Here is a 22024-nt window from a genome sequence, read left to right on the forward strand (position 1 = left end):
ACAACAGACAAACAGAAAAATATCATGACCGATACTGCAAACACTTCCACGCCGTCTGAACAACAGCCCGCCCCGCCAAAGCGCAAAAAACGCCTGTTGCGCGGCTTTGTCCTGTCCGCCTTGGGCGTATTGACCGTTTCCGCCGGCGCAATCGGCTGGCTGGTCGGTACGGAATCGGGTTTGCGTTTCGGTTTGTACAAGATCCCGTCATGGTTCGGCGTCAAAATCTCTTCGGATACGCTGAAGGGTACGCTGATTGAAGGTTTTGAAGGCGACAAATGGTTGATTGAAACAGAAGGTGCGGATGTCAAAATCAGCAGCTTCCGCTTTGATTGGAAACCGTCCGAGCTGACCCGTCCGTCCTTGCACATTACCGAAGTCGTGGCCGGCGACATCGCCATCGTGACCAAACGCACGCCGCCCAAAGAAGAAGAGCCTTCAAAAGGCCTACCCGACAGCATAGACCTGCCCGTTACCGCCTATCTCGACCGTTTGGAAACCGGCAAAATCAGCGTGGGCAAGCGTTTTGACAAGCAGACCGTCTATCTCGACCATCTGCACGCGGCCTATCATTACGACAAAAAAGAACACCGCCTCCACATCAAAACCGCCGACACGCCTTGGAGCAGCTCGACAGGCGCGGTGGTGGTCGGTTTGAACAAACCCTACGTCCTCAATACCGCCATCTATACCAAAGGCCAGCTTGAGGGCGAAACCCTACATGGTACGGTGCGCCTATGGGGCAGCCTGCAAGACGTATCCACTGACCTGCTGCTCGACGGCGACAACGTTCATTTGTCTGCCAAATCCACCATCCACCCATTCGCCGACAGCCTCAATGAAACCGTCGGCGAAATCCTGGTTAAAGGTTCCAACATCAATCCGCAGGCCTTCCTGCCCAGCCTGCCCAAAGCGCGCCTGAATTTCGATGCCACCACCATTCCGTCCTTTACCGACGGCGTTGCGCTGGAAGGCTCGATTGACTTGGAAAACGACCAAGCCGGTTTTGCCGATGAAAACCATATCCCCGTCAAACGCATCCTCGGCGAATTCATCGTTGACGATAAAGGCACGGTCATGATTGAAGACATCGGTGTCGACCTGCTCAAAGATGGCAGCATCGACGTATCCGGCTCAATCGACACCGCCCAAGACCAGCTCAAACTCGCACTGGGCATCAACAATACCGGCGCAGACGACTTCGTCCGTCAAAACATCGCAGGCCGTCTGAACGGCAGTATCGACGTCAAAGGCGAAACCTCCTCCCCCGTTGTCAACTGGAATCTCGACAGCGGATTTGCGCGTACAGACGGCATGCTGTTTTTCCAAACCGACAAACAGCTCGGCCAGCGCACGCTCAAGCTCGACAAAGTCCGCCTGGTTCCGCAAAACGGTGGCGAGCTCAACGCCAAAGGCTCGCTCGAACTCTTCAAAGACCGCAAACTGCAGCTGGACATCGTCAGCAAAGCCTTCAACCCTGCGCGCATCGATCCGCAGCTTCCGCAAGGCAGCGTCAACGGCAACATCAACTTGACCGGCATACTGGCGCAAGAAAAATTCGCCGGCAAAATGCAGTTTGCACCGAGTACGCTCAACGGCGTTCCGCTCAGTGGCAAAGCCGACGTCGCCTATGAAAACAAACACCTCTCGCGCGCCCTGACCGACCTGACCCTCGGCAGCAACGTCATCAAAACCAACGGCAGCTTCGGCAAAAAAGGCGACCGCCTCAACCTCAACATTACCGCCCCCGATTTGTCGCGTTTCGGCTTCGGCTTGGGCGGCCTGCTCAACGCGCGCGGCTACATCTCCGGCAGTTTTTCAGACGGCCTCAAAACCCTTGAAGCCGATTTGAACGGAGAAGCGCGCAACTTCAAAGTCGCCGATACCGTCAACATCCGCACCCTCGACTTCAAGCTTAAAGGTTCGCCAGATATCAACCGTCCGTTGAGTGCCGATATTAAAGGCGAACACATCGCCGTCTCCGGCGGCGCGGCCATGATTGACAACGTCAACCTGCTCATCAGCGGCACAGGCTCGCACCACCACATCCGCGGCAACAGCAGCATGGCGGTGGACAACAAACGCTACAAGCTCGACCTCGACGCCACCGGCGGCCTCAACAAAGACCAAACCCAATGGAAAGGCACGGTTGACACGCTCGACATCAACGGCGCGTTCAACCTCAAACTGCAAAACCGCCTCAACCTCGAAGCCGGCAGCGAACGCGTTTCCCTCAGCAGCGCGCGCTGGGCGGCCATGGGCGGCAGCCTCAACCTGCAAAATTTCGTTTGGGACAAGAAAGCCGGCATTACCAGTAAAGGCAGCGCACAAAATCTGCACATTACCGAATTGCACAACTTCTACACTCCGCCTATCGAACACAACCTCGTCTTGGGCGGCGACTGGGATTTGGCGTACAGTCAAAACGCGCGCGGCTTCCTCAATATCAGCCGACAAAGCGGCGACATCATCCTGCCGAGCAAAGACCCGAAAAACAAACAACCTTTGGGACTTTCCGCACTCGCCCTGCGCACCCGTTTCCAAAACGGCCGCATCGACAGCACGCTGGAAGGCAACACCCGCTTCGGCAAAGTTAACGGCACGCTCGGCATCGCCCAACAGTTCGGCAACAACATCAACAACGCTCCCGTCAGCGGCAAAGTCAATATCAACGTTCCCGATTTGGGCTCGCTCAAATCCTTTATGCCGGCTACAGCCCAAGGTATTGCAGGCCGTCTGAACGCGACCGCCACCATCGGCGGCCGACTCGGTTCGCCTACCGTCAACAGCAACCTCGACCTCCAAACCAATTACGGCCGTGCCGACGGTACCGTCAACATCGGTCAGGGTACCAGCTTCGATACCGCCCCTCTGAGCGGCAAACTCAACCTGAACGTTGCCAACCTCGAAGTCTTCCGCAACTTCCTGCCCGTCGGCCAAACCCTCAAAGGCCGTCTGAACGCCGCCGTCAACTTGGCAGGCCGTCTGAACGATCCGCAACTGAGCGGCCTGATTAACGGCGACAACCTCTATTACCGCCATCAAACCCAAGGCCTGATCCTCGACAACGGCGTATTGCGTTCACGCCTGCAGGGGCAAAAATGGGTGATCGACAGCCTCAAATTCCACCGTGGCGGCACGATTGAGCTCAAAGGCGCGGTCAACCTTGCCAACGCCAACCCCGATGTCGACGTGGACATCATCTTCGACAAATACCGCACCCTCTCGCGTCCAAACCGCCGACTGCAGCTCTCCGGCACGGCCAAAGTCCTCTACAATCCGGAAAAAGGCGTATCGCTCAACGGCACGCTCAATACCGACTACGGTATGTTCGGTTCGCAAAAATCCTCCATGCCGACCCTCGACGATGACGTGGTCGTCCTAGGCGAAACCCCAAAAGAAGCAACGGCCACCACGCCGATTAATATGAATCTTGTCTTGAATATCAACGACAATGTCCGTTTTGTCGGCTACGGCGCAGACGTTACCATCGGCGGCAAACTGGCCATCACGTCCCGTCCGGGCGAAGCCGTACAAGGCGTCGGTACCGTTCGCGTTGTCAAAGGCCGCTACAAAGCCTACGGCCAAGACCTCGACATCACCAAAGGATCGGTTTCCTTTGTCGGCCCGCTGACCAATCCAAACCTCAACATCCGTGCCGAACGCCGTCTCTCCCCAGTCGGCGCTGGCGTCGAAGTCCTCGGCAGCCTCAACAATCCGCGCGTAACCCTGGTTGCCAAGGAAGCCATGAGTGAAAAAGACAAACTCTCCTGGCTCATCCTCAACCGTGCCAGCAGCGGCAGCGACGGCGACAATGCCACACTCTCCGCTGCCGCCAGCGCACTGCTTGCCGGCCAAGTCAACGACCGCATCGGCCTTGTCGATGATTTGGGCTTTACCAGCAAACGCAGCCGCAACGCCCAAACTGGCGAGCTCAACCCTGCCGAACAAGTCCTGACCGTCGGCAAACAGCTCACCAACAACCTCTACGCAGGTTACGAATACGGTATTTCCAGCGCCGAACAATCCGTCAAACTCGTGTACCAACTGACCCGCGCTATCCAAGCCGTTGCCCGCATCGGCACGCGCTCCTCCGGCGGCGAGTTGAAATACACCATCCGCTTTGACAACTGGTTCGGCAAAGACGAACCCGAGCCGGAAGAACAACACTAAAAGCCGTGAAAAAGGCCGTCTGAAATTCATCTTTCAGACGGCCTTTATCTTGTTCTACCGTATTAGAATCTTCAGCCATACCTCAAAAAACAAAGGTCAACGGCGCAAGTTTGAAAATAAATGCAGCTAAAAAAGTGAACGGCAAACCATGGCTTATTCAAGGTTAGCGATAAATCAAACAGATACAAAAAGGCCATCTGAAACTGACAGGGGTAGGTTTCAGACGGCCTTTTTTAATCATCGAAATATCTTGTGCATGGCGTTGCTGATTAATTCGAGCTGTTTCTTATATTCGCGGCAACGGGGGCAGAGCGACAGGTGCACGGCAAGGGCAATGCGGTTAAAAAGACTGAGATGCACTTGGTCTTGCTGTTTGGAAATCAGATCGGTTATTTTGCGGCATTTTTTCATGGCGTTTTCCTGTCAGACATGGGAGAACCATTTGATTTGCAGGCACTGGCGCAAAGTTTCACGCGCGCGGTGCATGATGGTGTGATAGTTGGCATGGCTGATGCCGCATTGCTCGCGGATTTCATCGCTTGAAAAACCGAGAATTTCTTTCATGGTAAACACGCGGGCGGTGTTTTCCGGCAGATGGTAGAGGCAGGTCTGCAAAACTTGGTAGAACTCTTTATTGTTCAAACTGGCTTCGGGCGAGTCCCAACCCTGGGGCTGTCCTTCGTCCGTCCAATGCCCGTCAGCGGCAAAATATCCTTCAAAGGCTTCATCCAAGGCTTCCTCGTCGCGCGTGACGAAAACTTGGCGTTGCCGTCCGATTTGGCGCAGGCAGTCGGTAATTTTGTTTTTTAAGATTGCAAACAGCCAGCTGCTCACTTGGGCGTCGCCTTTGAAACCCTCGGCCGCACGGTAGGCAGAAAGCATGGTTTCCTGTACGAGGTCTTCCGCCAAATCGGGGCGGTCGGGCAGCTGGATATGAGCAAAGCGCAGCAGCAGTTTGCGGGATTCGGCAAGCTCGGCATCGGTCAGTTCGGGTAGAGCCATAATGTATCAGTATGAAATGAATGATCAATATGCTTCTGATTTTACGCTGATACGGAAAGAGCATGCGATTGAATCTATAAACGATTTCAGTAGTATTTTTGTTTTACCGAAACCGACTGCGTCCGTTTCAGACGGTCTTGGTTTATGCCGCAACCAAAATGCCCTGTTCCCGCCAATCTGTCCATTTCTGCCTTAATGCGTCCTGCCAAGCATTTTCAGACGGCATGAACTCTGCCAGCATGGTTTGCAGGCCGTTTAGGGAAGTGGGCGTTTCTGCCAGCGTTTCCAGCAATAAGGCATCGAAATCGTCGAGCGTTTGGTACATCACGTCGTCTTCCTTATCTCGCCACACCAAAACGGCAGTTTCCGCCTCCTGTAATTCGTCGGTCACGTCATACTGATAACGGCGCACAAAGGCGGCAGGAGAAAGGGTGTACGCTAAATCGTCTGAATCTGTATGGACTGCTTGACTGTCGGTTTGAGCGGTTTCGGTGAGCAGCTGGGTGTGTTCAAAGTCCATCAATGCCAAGAGGTCGTCTGAAAGCGGCAGGCTTTGGCAATATCGGAGGAACTCGCCGGGGATTTCTTGAAAATAGGGCGTTTGGGCACGCGCGTCGCGGACGAAACCTTCTTTCAGACGGCCCCATTCTTCGCTGTCAAAGTATTGCAGCGTTTCGGTATAACAGCGGTCGATAAAGCTGTGAATATTGTTGCGTATCAGGCGGATATAGACATTCAACCGCTCTTGCGGCAATCCATCTGCGGCTTTGCCTTCGCGTATAGCTTGGGCAAAGCGGTGTTGGTATTGGGCGGAAGATTCAGGCTGCACGGCGGTATTCCTTTCCGGCACGCGTTTGATATTCGGCGATTTTGGCGACTTCGGCTTCGAGTTCGGCAAAGGGCGGAAAATTGAAATCGCGTTCCAACAGGGTGGGCGGAATCGTCGGCAGTTTGGCATAGGCGAGTTCGAGCAAATCCCAAACGGTCGGCAAAACCGCCGCGCCATGCGTATCAATCAACAATTCCGGCGTTTCCACGTCATGCCCGGCAATATGGATATAGCACACGCGCTCTGCGTCCACATTTTCTAAAAAGGCTTCGGGCGACAACAGGCCGTGATTGACGGCGTTGACGTAAATATTGTTCACGTCCAAATGAATGCCACAGTCGGCTTCACGGGCAACCGCGTTGAGGAACTCGACTTCGTTCATCTCGGCAAGCGGAGAATGCAGGTAGTAGGAGGTGTTTTCCACGGCAATACGGCAGCCCAACCGATCCTGCACTTCGCGGATACGGCGCGCGGTATGTTGTACCATTTCTTCAGTGAAAGGCAGTGGCAACAAATCGTAAAGATGACCGCCGTCGTGGCAGTAGCTCAAATGGTCGGAGAAAAACGTGCAGTCATAACGGCGCATCATTTCTTTGATTCCGTCTATCAAGGCGGTATCCAGCGGGGCTTGTCCGCCCAACGACATGGATAATCCGTGCAATGCCAGCGGCAGCCGCTCCGCCACGCGGTCAAACTGTTTGCGCGCCCTGCCGCCCATTTTCAGCCAGTTTTCGGGGGCGGCTTCGATAAAGCGTATCGGGCTGTCGTCTGAAAGCGAGAGGAAGTCTTCCGCCAAGTCGCGGCGGTAGCCCAAGCCTGCGTGTTGAATCATGGTGATGTCCTGTTATGATGCCGTATGAACGACAAAGTCGCATTTTTGTTTATAAAATGCGACTTTGTTAAAGGTATGTTGCAGGATTATTTAGAACCGCATTTACCTTCGCCGCATTTACCTTCTACTACTTTGGCAGCTTTAGCTTTAGATGCTTTGCCTTTTTTAGCGTGTGCTTTTTTCATGGCTGCGCCGCAAGACCCTTCACCGGCTTTGGCAGCCGCGCCGCAAGTACCTTCGGCAGCTTTAACAGTTTTCTCAACGGCCACGTCGCTGGCAGCTTTATCAGCGGCAACAACACCGGCAGCCAAAGACAGGGACAGTGCACCGGCCAGAGCAGCAGCTACATTTTTTTTCATTTCAACTTCCTTTTTAAAATATGGGTTTTAAAACAAATCAAGGGATAATATCGGGCATTTAAAGTCGGCCCGCGACCGTGAATCCTTAAAGAAAATGCTTGATACGGCAACAGCGTTTCTTCAGCAGGGCATCCAAAGACAAACGGCCTGCGCCCTGCAATAGGACAGGAAATAAAACCACCAAATAAATCAGTGCCATTTTATAACCGTTGTCGCACACATTGTACCCTAAGCCGGCATGTACCGCAGACCATGCGACAGCCGTCACGACCATCAATCCCAACGCGGACAGCCGCGTTGCCAAGCCGACAATGAGCAGCGCAGGTAAAACCAGTTCCGCCCACATGGCCAAATTCCAGTTGACCGTATCCGACAACAAATTGAACGGAAAGGGAAATTGACTGTTTATTTCTGCAAACCAGTTTTCCCCGTTCCATTTTTCCAAGCCGGATTCAAGAAATTCATACGCGGCAAAAAGCCTGAGCGTCAACAAACCGAAAGCGGCCTGCCAAGAGGGGTTGGATGAGGTGTTCATTTATTTTCCTAATCGATGTGTGTGTCGAATGGGATGGGACAAAAAATCCATCGGTACCATCCCATCTTTCATGCCTGTTTAGACGCGGCAGCTTTAAAAAACTGACAAAACAAATGAAGATATCTTCTTATTCATTGTTTTATAAAGATTAAAAATTCAAAAAGGCCGTCTGAAACACCACGCTTGATTGGGTTTCAGACGACCTTTGATGATAATCGCGGTCAATTAATCCGCTTGTTTACACAATTCGACAATTTCCGCGCCGTATTTGTCGGTTTTCTCCTCATTCATGCCGTGGATTTCCGCCAACTCCGCCAAATCTTGCGGCCGTCGGGCGGCAATCGCGCGCAGGGTAACTTTGCTGCATATCTGATAAGCTTCGAGGCCTTCATGGCGGGCAGTATCGATGTTCCACTGAAGCAGACGACGCATCAATCGGCGTTTGCGTTTGTCCTCTTCACTCAGGCCGTCTGAAAACGGGCGGCAGATGTTTAAAATGCCCTCGCCGTATTGTTCGATACGTTTTTCGCCGAGTTTATACACACCTAAAAGGTCGATGGGTTCGGCAGGCGTATTGGTCAGCAAATCGTCCATGCTCTCGTTGGAGAACACCGTACCCAGCGTTACTTGATCGGCACTTGCCTGCTGCTCGCGCCAAGTTTCCAAAGCCTGTTTTAAGGCCTGTTCGCGCTCGTCTAAGTTGTGGATAACTTGTGTACTGTCTGTGGAAACTGTACCGGCTTCAGCCGTTTCGCAAACGTCGAGTATCTCCAAACCGAATTTATTGATTTTTGCCTCACCCAAGCCGTAGATTTGATGTAAATCTTCCAAACTTCGGGGCATTTTTTCGACAATATCGCGCAGGGTTTTGTCGCCGCAAACCACATAGGCCGGCACTTCCTCTGCCCGGGCGCGTTGTTGCCGCCACTGGCGCAATGCCTGCCACAAACGCTCTTCGCGCTCGGTACGCAACCAATCGTCTTTCGGTTTTTGGGTGGCCGTTTTTTCTCGGCGCAGGGGGCGCAGCATGACTTCGGTTTCGCCCTTGAGGACTTTTTTTGCCGCTTCGGTCAGCTGCAGGGCTTGATGTTGCACGACATTGACGGTGAGATAGCCCAAGCTGATGCACTGGCGGATGACGCTGCGCCATTCCTTGTCGGTCTGTTCGCTGCCGATGCCGAATGTGGATAACTTGTCATGGCCGTTGCGCTGTATCCAATCGTCACTTTTGCCGCGTAAAAGGTTGGTGATGTAACCGGCGGCAAAACGTTGTCCGGCGCGGTACACGCAGCTGAGTAATTTTTGCACCAACACCGTGCCGTCAAACCGTACGGGCGGATGCAGGCAGTTGTCGCAATGGCCGCAGGGTTCGGATTCTTCGCCGAAATGTTTGAGCAGCAGTACGCGGCGGCAGGAGGCGGTTTCGCAGACGGAAAGCATGGCGTCGAGTTTTTGCATTTCGATTTGCTTTTGCACCTCGTCGCTGTTGCCTTCGGCAATCCGTTCACGCAGCAACACCCAATCGTTCAAGCCGTAACACAGCCAGCTCACGGCAGGTAGCCCGTCCCGGCCGGCGCGCCCCGATTCCTGATAGAAATGTTCGACACTCTGGGGCATATCGAGATGGGCGACAAAGCGCACGTCGGGTTTGTCTATGCCCATACCAAACGCCACGGTCGCCACCACAATAATATTGTCTTCATGCGTAAAGCGGCGTTGGTTTTCCTCGCGCACATCCATGATCAAACCGGCATGATACGGAATCGCCTCCAAGCCGTTTTCACACAAAAACTGAGCCACATCCTCGACTTTTTTGCGGCTTAGGCAATACACAATGCCGCTTTGCCCATGCATCTGCTTGCGGATGAAATCCAGCAATTGTTTTTTGCCATTATTTTTTTCGATAACCTGATAATAAATATTCGGGCGGTCAAAGCTGGAGATAAATTCGGGCGCATTGTCCAAGTGCAGATAATGCTTGATGTCGGCGCGCGTGGCCGCATCAGCGGTAGCGGTCAGGGCGATGCGCGGGATGTTCGGATAGCGTTCGGCAAGCATGCCGAGCTGTTGATATTCAGGGCGGAAATCGTGTCCCCATTGGCTGACGCAATGCGCCTCATCAATGGCAAACAGGCTGACAGTTTGTTGGTCGAGAAAACGCAGAAAGCGGTCGGTAACCAAGCGCTCCGGAGCGACATAAAGCAGTTTCAGACGGCCTTGGGCAAGCTTGTCGGCAATATCGCGCGCCTCATCTGCCGATGTGCTGCTGTTGACTGCCGCCGCTTCAATCCCGGCTACATGCAGGCTGGCCACTTGGTCGTTCATCAACGCAATCAGCGGCGATACGACAACCGCCACGCCTTCGCGCATCAGCGCCGGAATCTGGTAACACAAAGACTTGCCCCCGCCCGTCGGCATCAGCACCATCAAACTCTCGCCGCCGGCCAGAGCATTGACGATAGCCTCCTGCTTGCCACGAAATTCGGGATAACCGAATACTTCGTGCAAAATCTGTTTGGCGGTCGGCTGAGGCATAATGGTTCCGTAGAATAGGGGAAAGCGTTATTTTAACGTTTTTGCACCCGCGTATGTGCGGAACATTTTTCCGCCGCTTTTTCAGACGGCCTGAAATTCAACTCTATTGAATTTATTTAATTTTAAATAAAGATTTGTTTTATTTTGAATGAAATATATAAAGGCCGTCTGAAACCTGATATTAGGGTTTCAGACGGCCTTTCAAAAATAAAATCTTTAGGCTTTTTTGACGAACTCAGATTTCAAGTTCATCGCGCTGCCATCGATTTTACAACCGATATTGTGGTCGCCCTCTTGCAGGCGGATGCCTTTGACTTTGGTGCCTTGCTTGATGACCATAGAGCTGCCTTTGACTTTCAAATCTTTAATCAAGACAACCGTATCGCCATCTTGCAAGACTGCGCCGTTAGCATCTTTGACTTCCAAGGCATCATCGCCGGTAGCGGCAGCATCGGCCTCGTTCCACTCATGGGCGCACTCAGGGCAAACGTATTGAGCGCCGTCTTCGTAAGTGTATTCGGAGTGGCATTTCGGGCAGGGAGGTAGGGACATGAGGTTTCCTTATAAAGATGATAAAAGAAGCGTAAAACGCAAATAATACAATGTCTAAATTATTGCTTCGCCTTGCTGCCGCCTACGCCGTAAACGGCATTCCAAGCCGCGTCCAACATTTGGCCGGCTTGTTGCAGCTTGGCATTTTGCTGCTCTTTCTGAGCCAAAGCCGTCTGAATTTCGCCTTTCAAACGGTCAATATCGGATTGAGCCGCCTGCAAACGGCGCTGCGCGCTTTCCAAATCACTTTGCAGGGAAATGATTTTGCTGTCGTTGCTGTTTTGCTCATTCAAAGCGGCACGGTAAACCGATTGGACGGACAGCAAACGGTCTTCCGCCTCACTGGCATACGCGGCGGCGGCAGATAACATCATCAGGGCAAGTAAGGTTTTTTTCATGGGTTTTCCTTTAAAGTTGTTTGATTTGTAAAGTAAAGCGCAGAGCCGATTTTTCAGCCGCCAAGTTTACATAATATGCTTGTTGGTCTTTGTTCTTGATGGTTTATTTTATCCAATCCGGACATTCAGGCTGCCGATAAAAGTTAATTCAATCAACTGTTGTAACAGGCAGACGGCTATTATTTTCTCATATTCTCTGCCTTATTCCATTATTTTCTGGTTTTAGTTAGAAAAGGCCGTCTGAAAACTTGGCATCCCTAGTTTTCAGACGGCCTTTTATCATTCATGCCTTACGAACGGATCCGTTTCAACACTTCTTCTTTGCCGATTAATGCCAATACGGCATCAACGCTTGGGGTTTTTGCCGTACCGCAGACAGCGAGGCGCAGGGGCATACCGAGTTTGCCCATTTTAATGCCTTCTTCGTCGCAGAAAGGTTTGAAGAGATCGTGGATGGCTTCGGCGTTCCAGTCTTCCAGCCCTTCGAGGCGTTCGGCAAAGCGCAGCATACGGGCGGCGGCTTCGTCGTCCCAGTGTTTCTGCACGTCTGCTTCGGCAGGGGTTTGTTTGACGTAGAAGTAGAGGCACTCGTCGGCAAGTGTGTTCAGGTCTTGGGCGCGGTCTTTGACCAATGCCAACACGTCTTCCAAAGCAGGCTTGCTTGTTTCGTGGATATCGCGCAGGGCGAGGCGCGGTTTCACCATTTCGGCCAGTTTTTCGTTGGCGGTGATTTTGATGTGTTCGCCGTTAATCCAGTAGAGTTTCTTCAAGTCCATACGGCTTGGAGACGGGGAAACGTCTTTCAAATCAAACCATTCGATGAATTGTTCCATCGTGAAGAATTCATCGTCGCCGTGCGCCCAGCCTAAGCGTGCCAGATAGTTGAGCATGGCTTCGGGCAGGATACCCATCACGCCGAAATCGGTGATGGCGACGGTATCGCCGCTGCGTTTGGAGATTTTTTTGCCTTGTTCGTTGAGAATCATGGGCAGGTGGCCGTATTCGGGTAGGGTGGCACCAATGGCTTTTAAGATGTTGATTTGTTTCGGGGTGTTGTTCACATGGTCGTCGCCGCGGATAACGTGGGTAATGCCCATGTCGTAGTCGTCCACCACGACGCAGAAGTTGTAGGTCGGTGTGCCGTCGGCGCGGGCGATAATCAGGTCGTCGAGTGCTTCGTTGGGAATGGAGATTTCGCCTTTGACCAAGTCCGTCCATTTGGTCACGCCGTCCAGAGGCGTTTTGAAGCGGACGACGGGTTGCACGTCGGCAGGGATTTCGGGCAGGGTTTTGCCTGCTTCGGGACGCCAGCGGCGGTCGTAAGTTGCCGTGCCTTCTTTTTCGGCTTTCTCGCGCATGGCTTCCAGCTCTTCTTTGCTGCAATAGCAGTAGTAGGCGGCGCCTTTTTCCAAGAGTTCGGCGATGACTTCTTTATAGCGGTCGAAACGGCGGGTTTGGTACACGACGTTGTCGGCGTTGTCGTAATCGAGACCGACCCATTTCATGCCGTCGAGGATGATGTTGACGGATTCGGCAGTAGAGCGCGCCAAGTCGGTGTCTTCGATACGCAATAGGAACTCGCCTTTATGATGGCGGGCAAACGCCCATGAAAACAAGGCGGTGCGTACGCCGCCGATGTGCAGGTAGCCGGTGGGGCTGGGGGCGAAACGGGTTTTGACGGTCATGATGGCTCCAAAATCTTTGAAAACAGTTATTTTACTTTTTCGGCGTGGTTTAAACAATGTAAGGCTGTCTGAAAATAATGTCGGCGCAGAAGGACCGTCTGGGAACTTTTCTCCTGAAAACAAATCAAATATAATGATAATTATTTTTTTTTAAAGGATCCGCTCATGAACAAACGCGCTTTATTTGCCGCCCTCGCCCTCCTGCCCCTTTTTGCCCAAGCCGAAATCAAAACTATCAAAGACGTATTGGGACGCGAAGTCAAAGTCGATGTCCCTGTCAAACGCGCGGTTTTGGCGTTTTACTATCCCGACTATATCGCGGTAACGGGTGCGGACAAATTTAAAAACGTCATCGGTATTTCGCGTGAGTTTTGGGAGAAATTCAATCCCGGCAGCTGGGCGATGTTCAAACAGAAGCTGCCTACGCTGCAAAACATTGCGGACATCGGCAACATCAGCACCGGCACGTTTTCACTGGAGAAAACGCTCGCGCTCAAGCCGGACGTATTGATTCTGGCCGACTGGCAGTATAAGGCCATCGCCACCCATCTGCCGCGCATTAAAGCGGCAGGCATACCCGTCGTCGTGGTCGATTTCAACGCCGAAACCGTCGCGCGGCACACGCGCAGTGCGGAAATTTTCGGCGAACTCAACGGTACGCAGGCGCGCGCCCAAAAAATTGCCGCCGAATACGCCCGAGGCATTGCCGACATCCAAAAACGCGTCGCGCGCGCCAAGCAGTCCAAACCGAAAATCTATATCGAGTTCGGCGACAAAGGCCCGTCCGAATACAGCTACACCTTCGGCAAAGATATGTGGGGCGCGATTGCCGACACAGCAGGCGGCAACAATATCGCCGCGCCTTACGTTAAAAACTGGGGACCGATAAACCCTGAAAAATTCCTGACGGCCAAACCCGACGTCATCGTCATTTCGGGGACGGAAAACGGCCATAAAGACAAGCCTGGCATTATGGCGATGGGCATAGGCATCAGCCAGGCCGATGCGCAACGCCGCCTGGCCGGATTTGTCAAACGCAAAGGCTGGGCAGACATTCCTGCCGTCAAAAACAAACGCGTTTACGGCATCTACCACACCGCCTCCCGCTCGCTCACCGATTTGGCCAGCGCGCAATTTATCGCCAAAACCCTGTACCCACAGCAGTTTGCCGACATAGACCCAAACAAGACCTATCTGGACTTCTACCGCAAATACCTGCCCGTCGTGCCGGACGGTACGTTTTACATCCGATTGAAATAGCGGCTGCAAAAATCATAGGCTCAGGCCGTCTGAATATGTATGCTATACTAATAAGGCTTTATTATGTATAATTATTATTCTTTTTATTTAATATAATTGGACAAGATATGATTGAACAAAACCAAATCGGCCATCAGCAGGCTCCGATTGTAAGCATCAAAGAATGGTTGATAACAAACTTGATTATGATGATTCCGCTGGTCAATATAGTTATGATGCTTGTATGGGCATTCGGCTCAAACACCAATCCAAATAAAGCCAATTATTTCAAGGCTACCTTGATTCTGTTTGCCATCGTAATGGTAATTTATCTGGTACTGGCTGTAGTCTTTTTTGGCAGTGTAGCTGCAAATCAATATCAATAAGTAAGAATACATTTAGGCCGTCTGAAACCTAAAAGGCTTCAGACGGCCTTTTGTATGGCTTGCCCAAGGCTCAACTGCTTATCCAATTCCAAACCGCATCGCTCCATTTGCCGATACGGTAGAGAAACAAAGAATAGCTCTCCTGCATCAGGAACTTGGCTTTCTTGCTGCGCTCATCAAAGCGCGTGGTCGGTGTGGCAGAGAACTGCGCGTCTGACAAGCCCAAATCGGCGGCCATTTCTTCGGCGCGAGCCAAATGATACGGGTCGCTGACAACGATAATGCTGCCGACTCCGTTGGCGTGCATGATGGGGACGACATTGCGCAGGTTTTCGTAAGTGTTGCGCGACGTGTTTTCAAACAGGATATTGTGCGCCGGTATGCCCTGCTTGAGCGCGTATCGGCGCCCCACTTCGGCTTCGGTCATAAATCCTTTTTTGGGCGTACCGCCGGTGAAAATGATTTTGCCGACCCGATGGCTTTGGTAGAGCGTGATGGCATGGTTGATGCGCTCACGGAATACCGGCGACGGGCGTTTGTCCCACGCCGCCGCACCCAACACCACCGCCGCATCGGCATGAGCGTCCTTCGGCAAGGTTTGCAAACCTGTCCGGTAAATCTGCCATGTGCCACTCAAAAAAATACCGCACACCAACAAAACGCTCAAAGCAAGGCCGCGAAATAGGTAGTATCGCAAGCCATTGCGGCTTTTAAGCAGGGAAATCATCTTCAGACGGCCTTATCCAACCCCGTCAGCCGAGTAGGGCGGCAATGTTTTCCAACGGACGGCCGATGGCTGCGCGCGTAGGCGTTACCAAAACGGGACGCTCAAGCAGGGCAGGGTGTTCGGCGATTGCCTGAAGCAGGGCGGCATTGTCCAAATCGGGATTGTCCAAACCCAATTCTTTGTACAAATCGTCTTTCGTGCGCATCATGCCGCGCACCGATTCGATGCCGAGTTTGGCAAACATATCCTGCAAAGTCGCCAAATCGGGCGCGGTATCCAGATATTTGACCACGTCGGCGGCAACGCCTTTTTCTTCGAGCAAAGCCAGCGCGGCACGCGATTTGCTGCAACGCGGGTTGTGATAAAGTGTGAATTCAGACGGCATGAAAGTCTCCGTATTATTGCAAAATCATTCAATGATGGCAGTTATTATCGTCTGCAACTGATTTTTACTCAAACTTTTTACCTGATATCTTGATACGAATCGGTAGGCATACCCACCAAACCGTTTTACAATAAACACAATTTCGATTGGCAACCTCAAGGATACAACCATGAAAGCCTTAACCGCCCTTCTCTTATCCGCCACCGTTTTTACAGCTGCGCCGGCCTTTGCCGCCGACGAAACGGCAGGTTGGCAGGACAACAAACCGCAAAGCCTGGAATCGCTCAAAGCCCCCGTGCGCGTGGTCAACCTTTGGGCAACCTGGTGCGGCCCCTGCCGTAAAGAAATGCCCGCCATGTCCGCATGGTACAAAGCGCAGAAAAAAGGCAGCGTCGATATGGTCGGCATCGCGCTGGATACGACCGACAACATCGGCAAGTTCCTGAAACAAACGCCGGTTAGCTACCCGATTTGGCGTTACACCGGCGCCAACAGCCGCAACTTCATGAAAGCCCACGGCAACAACGTCGGCGTATTGCCCTTCACTGTCGTCGAAGCGCCGAAATGCGGCTACAAACAAACCATCACCGGCGAAGTCAACGAAAAAAGCCTGACTGCTGCTGTAAATTTGGCTAAAACCAAATGTAAATAAAACAGCGGATAGGGTGCTTAACCTACGCTGATACCGAGGCCGTCTGAAACCAAACCGTTCAGACGGCCTTTATTTCAAACCATATTGCTTTGTGTTGCAAACCGGCAGTGTATCCACAGGCTGAACCGGGGTTTCACTATCAAAAAGCAGCCGAAATATTTATAATCTGTGAATAACCCCATTTTTTCAGACGGCATGTTACCTATCGATGACGCCGGCCGTCTGAATCCCTATTTTCAGGAAAACCCATGATCCGTTTCGAACAAGTTTCCAAAACCTATCCCGGCGGTTTCGAAGCCCTGAAAAATGTCAGTTTCCAGATTAACAAAGGTGAGATGATTTTTATCGCCGGCCATTCGGGTTCGGGCAAATCCACCATTTTGAAGCTGATTTCAGGCATTACCAAGCCTACCAAAGGCAAGGTTTGGTTCAACAATCAAGACCTCGGCACCTTGAGCGACAATCAGATCGGCTTTATGCGCCAACACATCGGCATTGTCTTCCAAGACCACAAAATCCTCTACGACCGCAATGTCTTGCAAAACGTTATCCTGCCTTTGCGGATTAGCGGCTACCAGCCGCGCAAAGCGGAAGAGCGCGCGCGTATTGCGATTGAGAAAGTCGGCTTGAAAGGCCGCGAAAACGATATGCCCATCACTTTGTCCGGCGGCGAACAACAACGTTTGTGCATCGCGCGCGCAGTAGTTCACCAACCCAGCCTGCTGATTGCCGATGAGCCGTCCGCCAGCCTCGACCGCGCCTATGCACTGGATATTATGGAATTGTTCAAAACCTTCCATGAGGCAGGCACGACCGTGATTGTTGCGGCGCACGATGAAACGCTGATGGCGGATTACGGCCACCGCGTCTTGCGCCTGCAGAAAGGACGCCTCGCATGAGCATGATTCATTACGTCTCGTTACACGTCGAATCGGCGCGCGCCGCGCTCAAAGAGCTTCTGCGTCAACCCATCGGCACGCTGCTGACCCTGCTCATGCTTGCCGTTGCTATGACCTTGCCGCTGTTTATGTATTTGGGCATCCAAAGCGGACAAAGCGTGTTGGGCAAACTCAACGAGTCGCCGCAGATTACGGTTTATATGGACACCGATGCGGCAAGTTCTGATGCCGATACGGTGAAAAACCTGCTCCAACGCGACAGCCGTATCGATAAAGTCCGCTTTATCAGCAAGCAGGAAGGTTTGGAAGAATTGCAGACCAATCTCGACCAAAACCTCGTTTCCATGCTCGATGGCAACCCGTTGCCCGACGTCTTTATCGTTACGCCCGACCCTGCCACTTCTCCGGATCAGATGCAGGCCATCTATAAAGACATTACCAAATTGCCGCGCGTCGAATCGGCAACCATGGATACCGAATGGGTACAGACCCTTTATCGTATTAACGAATTTATCCGCAAGATTTTGTGGTTCCTCTCGCTGACTTTGGGTATGGCCTTTGTCTTGGTGGCACACAACACCATCCGCCTGCAAATCCTCAGCCGTAAGGAAGAGTTGGAAATCACCAAGCTGTTGGGTGCACCCGCTTCCTTCATCCGCCGTCCTTTCCTTTATCAGGCAATGTGGCAGAGTATTTTCTCCGCCGCCGTCAGCTTGGGCTTGTCGGCCTGGCTGCTGGCCGAAGTACGGCCGCTGGTGGACGCGATTTTCAAACCCTACGGCCTGAACATCGGCTGGCGTTTCTTCACATTTAGCGAAGTGTCGCTGGTATTCGGCTTCGTCATCGCGCTGGGCGTATTCGGCGCATGGTTGGCCACTACGCAACACCTTTTGGGCTTCAAAGCCAAAAAATAAGCCTTGGCAAACAGGCCGTCTGAACCATTCAGACGGCCTGAAATCTTATCCTTTCGCAACTTAAACAAACCTTGTGAAAATTTAATACTGCCAAATCTAACAGCAAGGTCATAATCCCTTATAATTGATGGTTTATTATCATCTCATTTCATTTGTGCGGCATAAACCGTGCAGACAAATAACGAAAGACATCCTGTGGACAAACTCAAAATCTCTGCCAACGGCCCCCTCAACGGCGAAATCATCGTATCCGGCGCAAAAAATGCTGCCCTGCCGCTGATGTGTGCCGGTCTGCTGACTTCCGGCACTTTACGCTTGAAAAACGTACCCATGCTCGCCGACGTCAAAACCACCCAAAAACTGCTGCAAGGCATGGGCGCACGCGTTTTGACCGACAACATCTCCGAATTTGAAATCAACGGCGGCACCGTCAACAACACCTGCGCACCTTATGAGCTGGTAAAAACCATGCGCGCATCCATCTTGGTTTTAGGCCCGACCCTCGCCCGCTTCGGCGAAGCCCAAGTCAGCCTGCCCGGCGGTTGCGCCATCGGTTCGCGCCCCGTTGACCAGCACCTCAAAGGCCTCGAAACCATGGGTGCGGAAATCACCATCGAACACGGTTACGTCAAAGCCAAAGGCCGTCTGAAAGGCACGCGCGTTACCATGGATGTCGTAACCGTAGGCGGCACTGAAAACCTGCTGATGGCAGCCACGCTTGCCGAAGGCACCACCATCCTCGAAAACTGCGCCATCGAACCCGAAGTCGTCGATTTGGCCGAATGCCTCGTTAAAATGGGCGCAAAAATCAGCGGCATCGGTACAGCAACCATGACCATCGAAGGCGTAAAAGAGCTGCACGGCTGCGAACACAGCGTCGTTCCCGACCGTATCGAAGCCGGTACCTTCCTCTGCGCCGTCGCCATGACCGGCGGCAAAGTCGTCCTGCGCAATGCCGCACCGAAAACCATGAAAGTCGTATTGGACAAACTGAGCGAAGCCGGAGCCATCATCGAAGCAGGCGACAACTGGATTTCCATCGACATGCAACAACGCCCAAAAGCCGTGGACATCCGCACCGTCGTCCACCCAGGCTTCCCAACCGACATGCAGGCGCAGTTTATGGCCATGAACGCCATTGCCGAAGGCAGCAGCCGCGTGGTGGAAACCATTTTTGAAAACCGCTTCATGCACGTTCCCGAACTCAACCGCATGGGCGCAGACATCACCACCGAAGGCAACACCGCCTACATCAAAGGCGTGGAAAAACTCTCCGGCGCCGTCGTGATGGCAACCGACCTGCGCGCCTCCGCCAGCCTCGTCATGGCCGGTTTGGTCGCAGATGGCGAAACCATCGTCGAACGCATCTACCACCTAGACCGCGGCTATGAATACATCGAGAAAAAACTCGGCGGCGTAGGCGCAAAAATCGAACGCGTACGCGGTTAATCCCATACGCAGCCGATAAATAAAAGGCCGTCTGAAACACCGGCAATCGGGTTTCAGACGGCCTTTACGTATTGTTTTGCGGTATAATTCCCGACATCTTTATCCATTGTTTTTAAAAGCACAAACCATGACACGCAAAATCCTTGTCACTTCCGCGCTGCCGTATGCCAACGGCAGCATCCACCTCGGCCATATGGTCGAACACATCCAAACCGACGTTTGGGTACGCTTCCAAAAACTGCGCGGCCACGAATGCTACTACTGCTGCGCCGACGACACCCACGGCACGCCCGTGATGCTTGCCGCGCAAAAACAAGGCATTGCGCCTGAAGACATGATTGCCAAAGTCCGCGAAGAGCACCTCGCCGACTTTACCGGTTTCAACATCGGCTACGACAATTATTACAGCACCCATTCCCCTGAAAACAAACAGTTTTCCCAAGACATTTACCGCGCGCTGAAAGCCAACGGCAAGATTGAGAGCCGCGTCATCGAGCAGCTTTTCGACCCTGAAAAACAAATGTTCCTGCCCGACCGCTTCGTCAAAGGCGAATGCCCGAAATGCCACGCCCACGACCAATACGGCGACAACTGCGAAGTCTGCGGCACGACCTATTCCCCGACCGAACTGATCAACCCGTATTCCGCCGTTTCCGGTGCCAAACCCGAATTGCGCGAATCCGAACACTTCTTCTTCAAACTGGGCGAATGCGCCGACTTCCTCAAAGCATGGACTTCCGGCAACAATCCGCACGACGGCAAGCCCCATCTGCAAGCCGAAGCCCTCAACAAAATGAAAGAATGGCTGGGCGAAGGCGAAGAAACCACCCTGTCTGACTGGGACATTTCCCGCGACGCGCCGTATTTCGGTTTTGAAATCCCCGACGCGCCGGGCAAATACTTCTACGTCTGGCTGGACGCGCCCGTCGGCTACATGGCTTCGTTTAAAAACCTGTGCGACCGCATCGGTGTCGATTTCGACGAATATTTCAAAGCCGACAGCCAAACCGAGATGTACCACTTCATCGGCAAAGACATCCTCTATTTCCACGCCCTGTTCTGGCCTGCCATGCTGCATTTCTCCGGCCACCGCGCCCCGACCGGAGTGTACGCACACGGCTTTTTGACCGTCGACGGACAAAAAATGTCCAAATCGCGCGGCACCTTCATCACCGCCAAATCCTATCTGGAACAAGGCCTGAACCCCGAGTGGATGCGCTACTACATCGCCGCCAAACTCAACAGCAAAATCGAAGACATCGATTTGAACCTGCAAGACTTTATCAGCCGCGTAAACAGCGACCTTGTCGGCAAATACGTCAACATCGCCGCCCGCGCCTCAGGTTTCATCGCCAAACGCTTTGAAGGCCGTCTGAAAGACGTTGCCGACAGCGAATTGCTGGCAAAACTGACTGCGCAAAGCGAAGCCATTGCCGAATGCTACGAAAGCCGCGAATACGCCAAAGCCCTGCGCGACATCATGGCATTGGCAGACATTGTTAACGAATACGTTGATGCCAACAAACCTTGGGAACTGGCGAAACAAGAAGGCCAAGACGCACGCCTGCACGAAGTATGCAGCGAACTCATCAACGCCTTTACCATGTTGACCGCCTACCTCGCCCCCGTCTTGCCGAAAGTGGCCGAAAACGCCGCCAAATTCCTGAATTTGGAAGCCATCACTTGGGCAAATACACGCGAAACCTTGGGCGAACACGCCATCAACAAATACGAACATTTAATGCAACGAGTGGAGCAAAAACAAGTGGACGATTTAATCGAAGCCAACAAACAAAGCATCGCCGCAGCAGCCGCGCCTGCCGCCGAAGAGGGCAAATACGAAAAAGTCGCCGAACAGGCCAGCTTCGACGACTTTATGAAAATCGATATGCGTGTCGCCAAAGTATTGAACTGCGAAGCCGTCGAAGGCAGCACCAAACTCCTGAAATTCGACCTCGATTTCGGTTTTGAAAAACGCATCATTTTCTCCGGCATCGCCGCGTCTTACCCAAATCCTGCCGAATTGAACGGCCGCATGGTCATCGCCGTCGCCAACTTCGCCCCGCGCAAAATGGCAAAATTCGGCGTATCCGAAGGCATGATCCTCTCCGCCGCCACGGCAGAGGGCAAACTGAAGCTCCTCGACGTTGACGCAGGCGCACAGCCCGGGGATAAAGTGGGCTAAGTATCAAATCTTAAGGAGAAACCATGTTAAACCTTTCCGCACCGGTACTTAAAGAAATTGAGTTGCTTCATGATGCAGGCTTATCGGTTGGCGCTATTGTTACAGTGTTGCGTCTGAAGTTTCCGGTAGAACTCCATGATCGGGAGGACAAACAAATTGAAGAAGCCGTGCTTCTCATGATCAATCCGCCGCGAAAAGCACCGTCTCTTTCCCGCTAAGGTAGCGATACCGGTTGAAAGGTAAATTTGGTTATGCTTCAAAAAAAGGCCGTCTGAAAGTTTCAGACGG

Annotated in this window: 21 protein-coding genes; 9 read left to right on the top strand and 12 right to left on the bottom strand. The window is 52.6% G+C overall.

The window, feature by feature from the left end:
• Nucleotides 1–24: 24 nt before the first annotated feature.
• The gene (locus HMPREF3047_RS05125) at nucleotides 25–4173 is read left to right on the top strand and encodes a translocation/assembly module TamB domain-containing protein (protein WP_070712390.1); all 4149 of its coding nucleotides are present in this window, start codon (nucleotides 25–27) and stop codon (nucleotides 4171–4173) included.
• Nucleotides 4174–4410: 237 nt separating this feature from the next.
• On the opposite strand, the gene HMPREF3047_RS11285 is transcribed toward HMPREF3047_RS05125, so the two are convergent.
• From HMPREF3047_RS11285 to gltX, 10 genes are all read right to left on the bottom strand, one after another.
• Nucleotides 4411–4584, bottom strand: coding sequence for an anti-sigma factor family protein (locus HMPREF3047_RS11285; protein ID WP_141756554.1), 174 nt, complete (start codon nucleotides 4582–4584; stop codon nucleotides 4411–4413).
• A gap of 12 nt (nucleotides 4585–4596) precedes the next feature.
• Nucleotides 4597–5175 carry a sigma-70 family RNA polymerase sigma factor gene (locus HMPREF3047_RS05130; RefSeq protein WP_070712391.1) on the bottom strand — a complete coding sequence of 193 codons (579 nt, stop codon included), beginning with the start codon at nucleotides 5173–5175 and terminating at the stop codon, nucleotides 4597–4599.
• A gap of 142 nt (nucleotides 5176–5317) precedes the next feature.
• On the bottom strand, nucleotides 5318–6004 hold the full coding sequence (locus HMPREF3047_RS05135) for an HvfC family RiPP maturation protein (protein WP_070712392.1): 687 nt from the start codon (nucleotides 6002–6004) through the stop codon (nucleotides 5318–5320).
• Nucleotides 5994–6836: an HvfB family MNIO-type RiPP peptide maturase gene (locus tag HMPREF3047_RS05140; RefSeq protein WP_070712393.1), complete on the bottom strand. Its 843-nt coding sequence runs from the start codon at nucleotides 6834–6836 to the stop codon at nucleotides 5994–5996. The genes HMPREF3047_RS05135 and HMPREF3047_RS05140 overlap by 11 nt, the downstream gene beginning before the upstream one ends.
• Before the next feature lie 86 nt (nucleotides 6837–6922).
• Nucleotides 6923–7195: a hypothetical protein gene (locus HMPREF3047_RS05145; RefSeq protein WP_049333024.1), complete on the bottom strand. Its 273-nt coding sequence runs from the start codon at nucleotides 7193–7195 to the stop codon at nucleotides 6923–6925.
• A gap of 85 nt (nucleotides 7196–7280) precedes the next feature.
• Complete coding sequence (locus tag HMPREF3047_RS05150; RefSeq protein WP_070712394.1) at nucleotides 7281–7730, bottom strand: HvfX family Cu-binding RiPP maturation protein; 450 nt, start codon at nucleotides 7728–7730, stop codon at nucleotides 7281–7283.
• Between the two features lie 225 nt (nucleotides 7731–7955).
• Nucleotides 7956–10265 (bottom strand): DNA helicase RecQ, encoded by a 2310-nt coding sequence (gene recQ / locus HMPREF3047_RS05155; RefSeq protein WP_070712395.1) that lies wholly within the window; start codon nucleotides 10263–10265, stop codon nucleotides 7956–7958.
• A 216-nt stretch (nucleotides 10266–10481) separates the two neighbouring features.
• Entirely contained in the window at nucleotides 10482–10817 is a 336-nt protein-coding gene (locus tag HMPREF3047_RS05160; RefSeq protein WP_049349236.1) for a zinc ribbon domain-containing protein YjdM, read from the bottom strand.
• A 59-nt stretch (nucleotides 10818–10876) separates the two neighbouring features.
• Nucleotides 10877–11215, bottom strand: a complete 339-nt coding sequence (locus HMPREF3047_RS05165) for a hypothetical protein (RefSeq protein WP_070712396.1) — start codon at nucleotides 11213–11215, stop codon at nucleotides 10877–10879.
• Between the two features lie 290 nt (nucleotides 11216–11505).
• On the bottom strand, nucleotides 11506–12900 hold the full coding sequence (gltX, locus tag HMPREF3047_RS05170) for a glutamate--tRNA ligase (protein ID WP_049349232.1): 1395 nt from the start codon (nucleotides 12898–12900) through the stop codon (nucleotides 11506–11508).
• 165 nt (nucleotides 12901–13065) lie between these two features.
• Between gltX and HMPREF3047_RS05175 the strand changes: the two genes are divergently transcribed.
• Together HMPREF3047_RS05175 and HMPREF3047_RS05180 are read left to right on the top strand one after the other, a co-directional pair.
• Complete coding sequence (locus HMPREF3047_RS05175) at nucleotides 13066–14160, top strand: ABC transporter substrate-binding protein (RefSeq protein ID WP_049349231.1); 1095 nt, start codon at nucleotides 13066–13068, stop codon at nucleotides 14158–14160.
• A gap of 107 nt (nucleotides 14161–14267) precedes the next feature.
• Nucleotides 14268–14525 carry a hypothetical protein gene (locus HMPREF3047_RS05180; protein ID WP_049349229.1) on the top strand — a complete coding sequence of 86 codons (258 nt, stop codon included), beginning with the start codon at nucleotides 14268–14270 and terminating at the stop codon, nucleotides 14523–14525.
• Between the two features lie 70 nt (nucleotides 14526–14595).
• On the opposite strand, the gene HMPREF3047_RS05185 is transcribed toward HMPREF3047_RS05180, so the two are convergent.
• Both HMPREF3047_RS05185 and arsC read right to left on the bottom strand, forming a co-directional pair.
• Nucleotides 14596–15252, bottom strand: coding sequence for a YdcF family protein (locus HMPREF3047_RS05185; RefSeq protein ID WP_049349227.1), 657 nt, complete (start codon nucleotides 15250–15252; stop codon nucleotides 14596–14598).
• 25 nt (nucleotides 15253–15277) lie between these two features.
• Nucleotides 15278–15637: an arsenate reductase (glutaredoxin) gene (gene arsC, locus HMPREF3047_RS05190; protein ID WP_004519164.1), complete on the bottom strand. Its 360-nt coding sequence runs from the start codon at nucleotides 15635–15637 to the stop codon at nucleotides 15278–15280.
• 169 nt (nucleotides 15638–15806) lie between these two features.
• Between arsC and HMPREF3047_RS05195 the strand changes: the two genes are divergently transcribed.
• From HMPREF3047_RS05195 to HMPREF3047_RS05220, 6 genes are all read left to right on the top strand, one after another.
• On the top strand, nucleotides 15807–16289 hold the full coding sequence (locus HMPREF3047_RS05195; protein ID WP_049349226.1) for a TlpA disulfide reductase family protein: 483 nt from the start codon (nucleotides 15807–15809) through the stop codon (nucleotides 16287–16289).
• Nucleotides 16290–16537: 248 nt separating this feature from the next.
• Nucleotides 16538–17188 (top strand): cell division ATP-binding protein FtsE, encoded by a 651-nt coding sequence (gene ftsE, locus HMPREF3047_RS05200; protein ID WP_003681151.1) that lies wholly within the window; start codon nucleotides 16538–16540, stop codon nucleotides 17186–17188.
• On the top strand, nucleotides 17185–18102 hold the full coding sequence (gene ftsX, locus HMPREF3047_RS05205) for a permease-like cell division protein FtsX (protein WP_049349224.1): 918 nt from the start codon (nucleotides 17185–17187) through the stop codon (nucleotides 18100–18102). Before ftsE ends, ftsX begins: the two co-directional genes overlap by 4 nt.
• A gap of 195 nt (nucleotides 18103–18297) precedes the next feature.
• Nucleotides 18298–19551, top strand: a complete 1254-nt coding sequence (gene murA / locus HMPREF3047_RS05210) for a UDP-N-acetylglucosamine 1-carboxyvinyltransferase (RefSeq protein WP_070712397.1) — start codon at nucleotides 18298–18300, stop codon at nucleotides 19549–19551.
• A 127-nt stretch (nucleotides 19552–19678) separates the two neighbouring features.
• On the top strand, nucleotides 19679–21736 hold the full coding sequence (gene metG, locus HMPREF3047_RS05215; protein ID WP_070712398.1) for a methionine--tRNA ligase: 2058 nt from the start codon (nucleotides 19679–19681) through the stop codon (nucleotides 21734–21736).
• 23 nt (nucleotides 21737–21759) lie between these two features.
• Nucleotides 21760–21954: a hypothetical protein gene (locus tag HMPREF3047_RS05220; RefSeq protein ID WP_049349216.1), complete on the top strand. Its 195-nt coding sequence runs from the start codon at nucleotides 21760–21762 to the stop codon at nucleotides 21952–21954.
• The last annotated feature ends 70 nt before the right edge of the window (nucleotides 21955–22024 follow it).

It is taken from the genome of Neisseria sp. HMSC075C10 (genome assembly GCF_001815615.1).
In the GTDB taxonomy this organism is placed as follows: Bacteria; Pseudomonadota; Gammaproteobacteria; order Burkholderiales; family Neisseriaceae; genus Neisseria; species Neisseria subflava_A.

Bases quoted from the DNA above. Each gene is read 5' to 3' on its own strand.
- ftsX (WP_049349224.1), top strand. From the start codon at position 17,185: ATGAGCATGATTCATTACGTCTCGTTACACGTCGAATCGGCGCGCGCC.
- HMPREF3047_RS05140 (WP_070712393.1), bottom strand. From the start codon at position 6,836: ATGATTCAACACGCAGGCTTGGGCTACCGCCGCGACTTGGCGGAAGAC.
- HMPREF3047_RS11285 (WP_141756554.1), bottom strand. From the start codon at position 4,584: ATGAAAAAATGCCGCAAAATAACCGATCTGATTTCCAAACAGCAAGAC.
- HMPREF3047_RS05165 (WP_070712396.1), bottom strand. From the start codon at position 11,215: ATGAAAAAAACCTTACTTGCCCTGATGATGTTATCTGCCGCCGCCGCG.
- HMPREF3047_RS05150 (WP_070712394.1), bottom strand. From the start codon at position 7,730: ATGAACACCTCATCCAACCCCTCTTGGCAGGCCGCTTTCGGTTTGTTG.
- HMPREF3047_RS05130 (WP_070712391.1), bottom strand. From the start codon at position 5,175: ATGGCTCTACCCGAACTGACCGATGCCGAGCTTGCCGAATCCCGCAAA.
- HMPREF3047_RS05145 (WP_049333024.1), bottom strand. From the start codon at position 7,195: ATGAAAAAAAATGTAGCTGCTGCTCTGGCCGGTGCACTGTCCCTGTCT.
- arsC (WP_004519164.1), bottom strand. From the start codon at position 15,637: ATGCCGTCTGAATTCACACTTTATCACAACCCGCGTTGCAGCAAATCG.
- recQ (WP_070712395.1), bottom strand. From the start codon at position 10,265: ATGCCTCAGCCGACCGCCAAACAGATTTTGCACGAAGTATTCGGTTAT.
- gltX (WP_049349232.1), bottom strand. From the start codon at position 12,900: ATGACCGTCAAAACCCGTTTCGCCCCCAGCCCCACCGGCTACCTGCAC.
- HMPREF3047_RS05220 (WP_049349216.1), top strand. From the start codon at position 21,760: ATGTTAAACCTTTCCGCACCGGTACTTAAAGAAATTGAGTTGCTTCAT.
- HMPREF3047_RS05195 (WP_049349226.1), top strand. From the start codon at position 15,807: ATGAAAGCCTTAACCGCCCTTCTCTTATCCGCCACCGTTTTTACAGCT.
- ftsE (WP_003681151.1), top strand. From the start codon at position 16,538: ATGATCCGTTTCGAACAAGTTTCCAAAACCTATCCCGGCGGTTTCGAA.
- metG (WP_070712398.1), top strand. From the start codon at position 19,679: ATGACACGCAAAATCCTTGTCACTTCCGCGCTGCCGTATGCCAACGGC.
- HMPREF3047_RS05160 (WP_049349236.1), bottom strand. From the start codon at position 10,817: ATGTCCCTACCTCCCTGCCCGAAATGCCACTCCGAATACACTTACGAA.
- HMPREF3047_RS05185 (WP_049349227.1), bottom strand. From the start codon at position 15,252: ATGATTTCCCTGCTTAAAAGCCGCAATGGCTTGCGATACTACCTATTT.
- HMPREF3047_RS05125 (WP_070712390.1), top strand. From the start codon at position 25: ATGACCGATACTGCAAACACTTCCACGCCGTCTGAACAACAGCCCGCC.
- HMPREF3047_RS05180 (WP_049349229.1), top strand. From the start codon at position 14,268: ATGATTGAACAAAACCAAATCGGCCATCAGCAGGCTCCGATTGTAAGC.
- HMPREF3047_RS05175 (WP_049349231.1), top strand. From the start codon at position 13,066: ATGAACAAACGCGCTTTATTTGCCGCCCTCGCCCTCCTGCCCCTTTTT.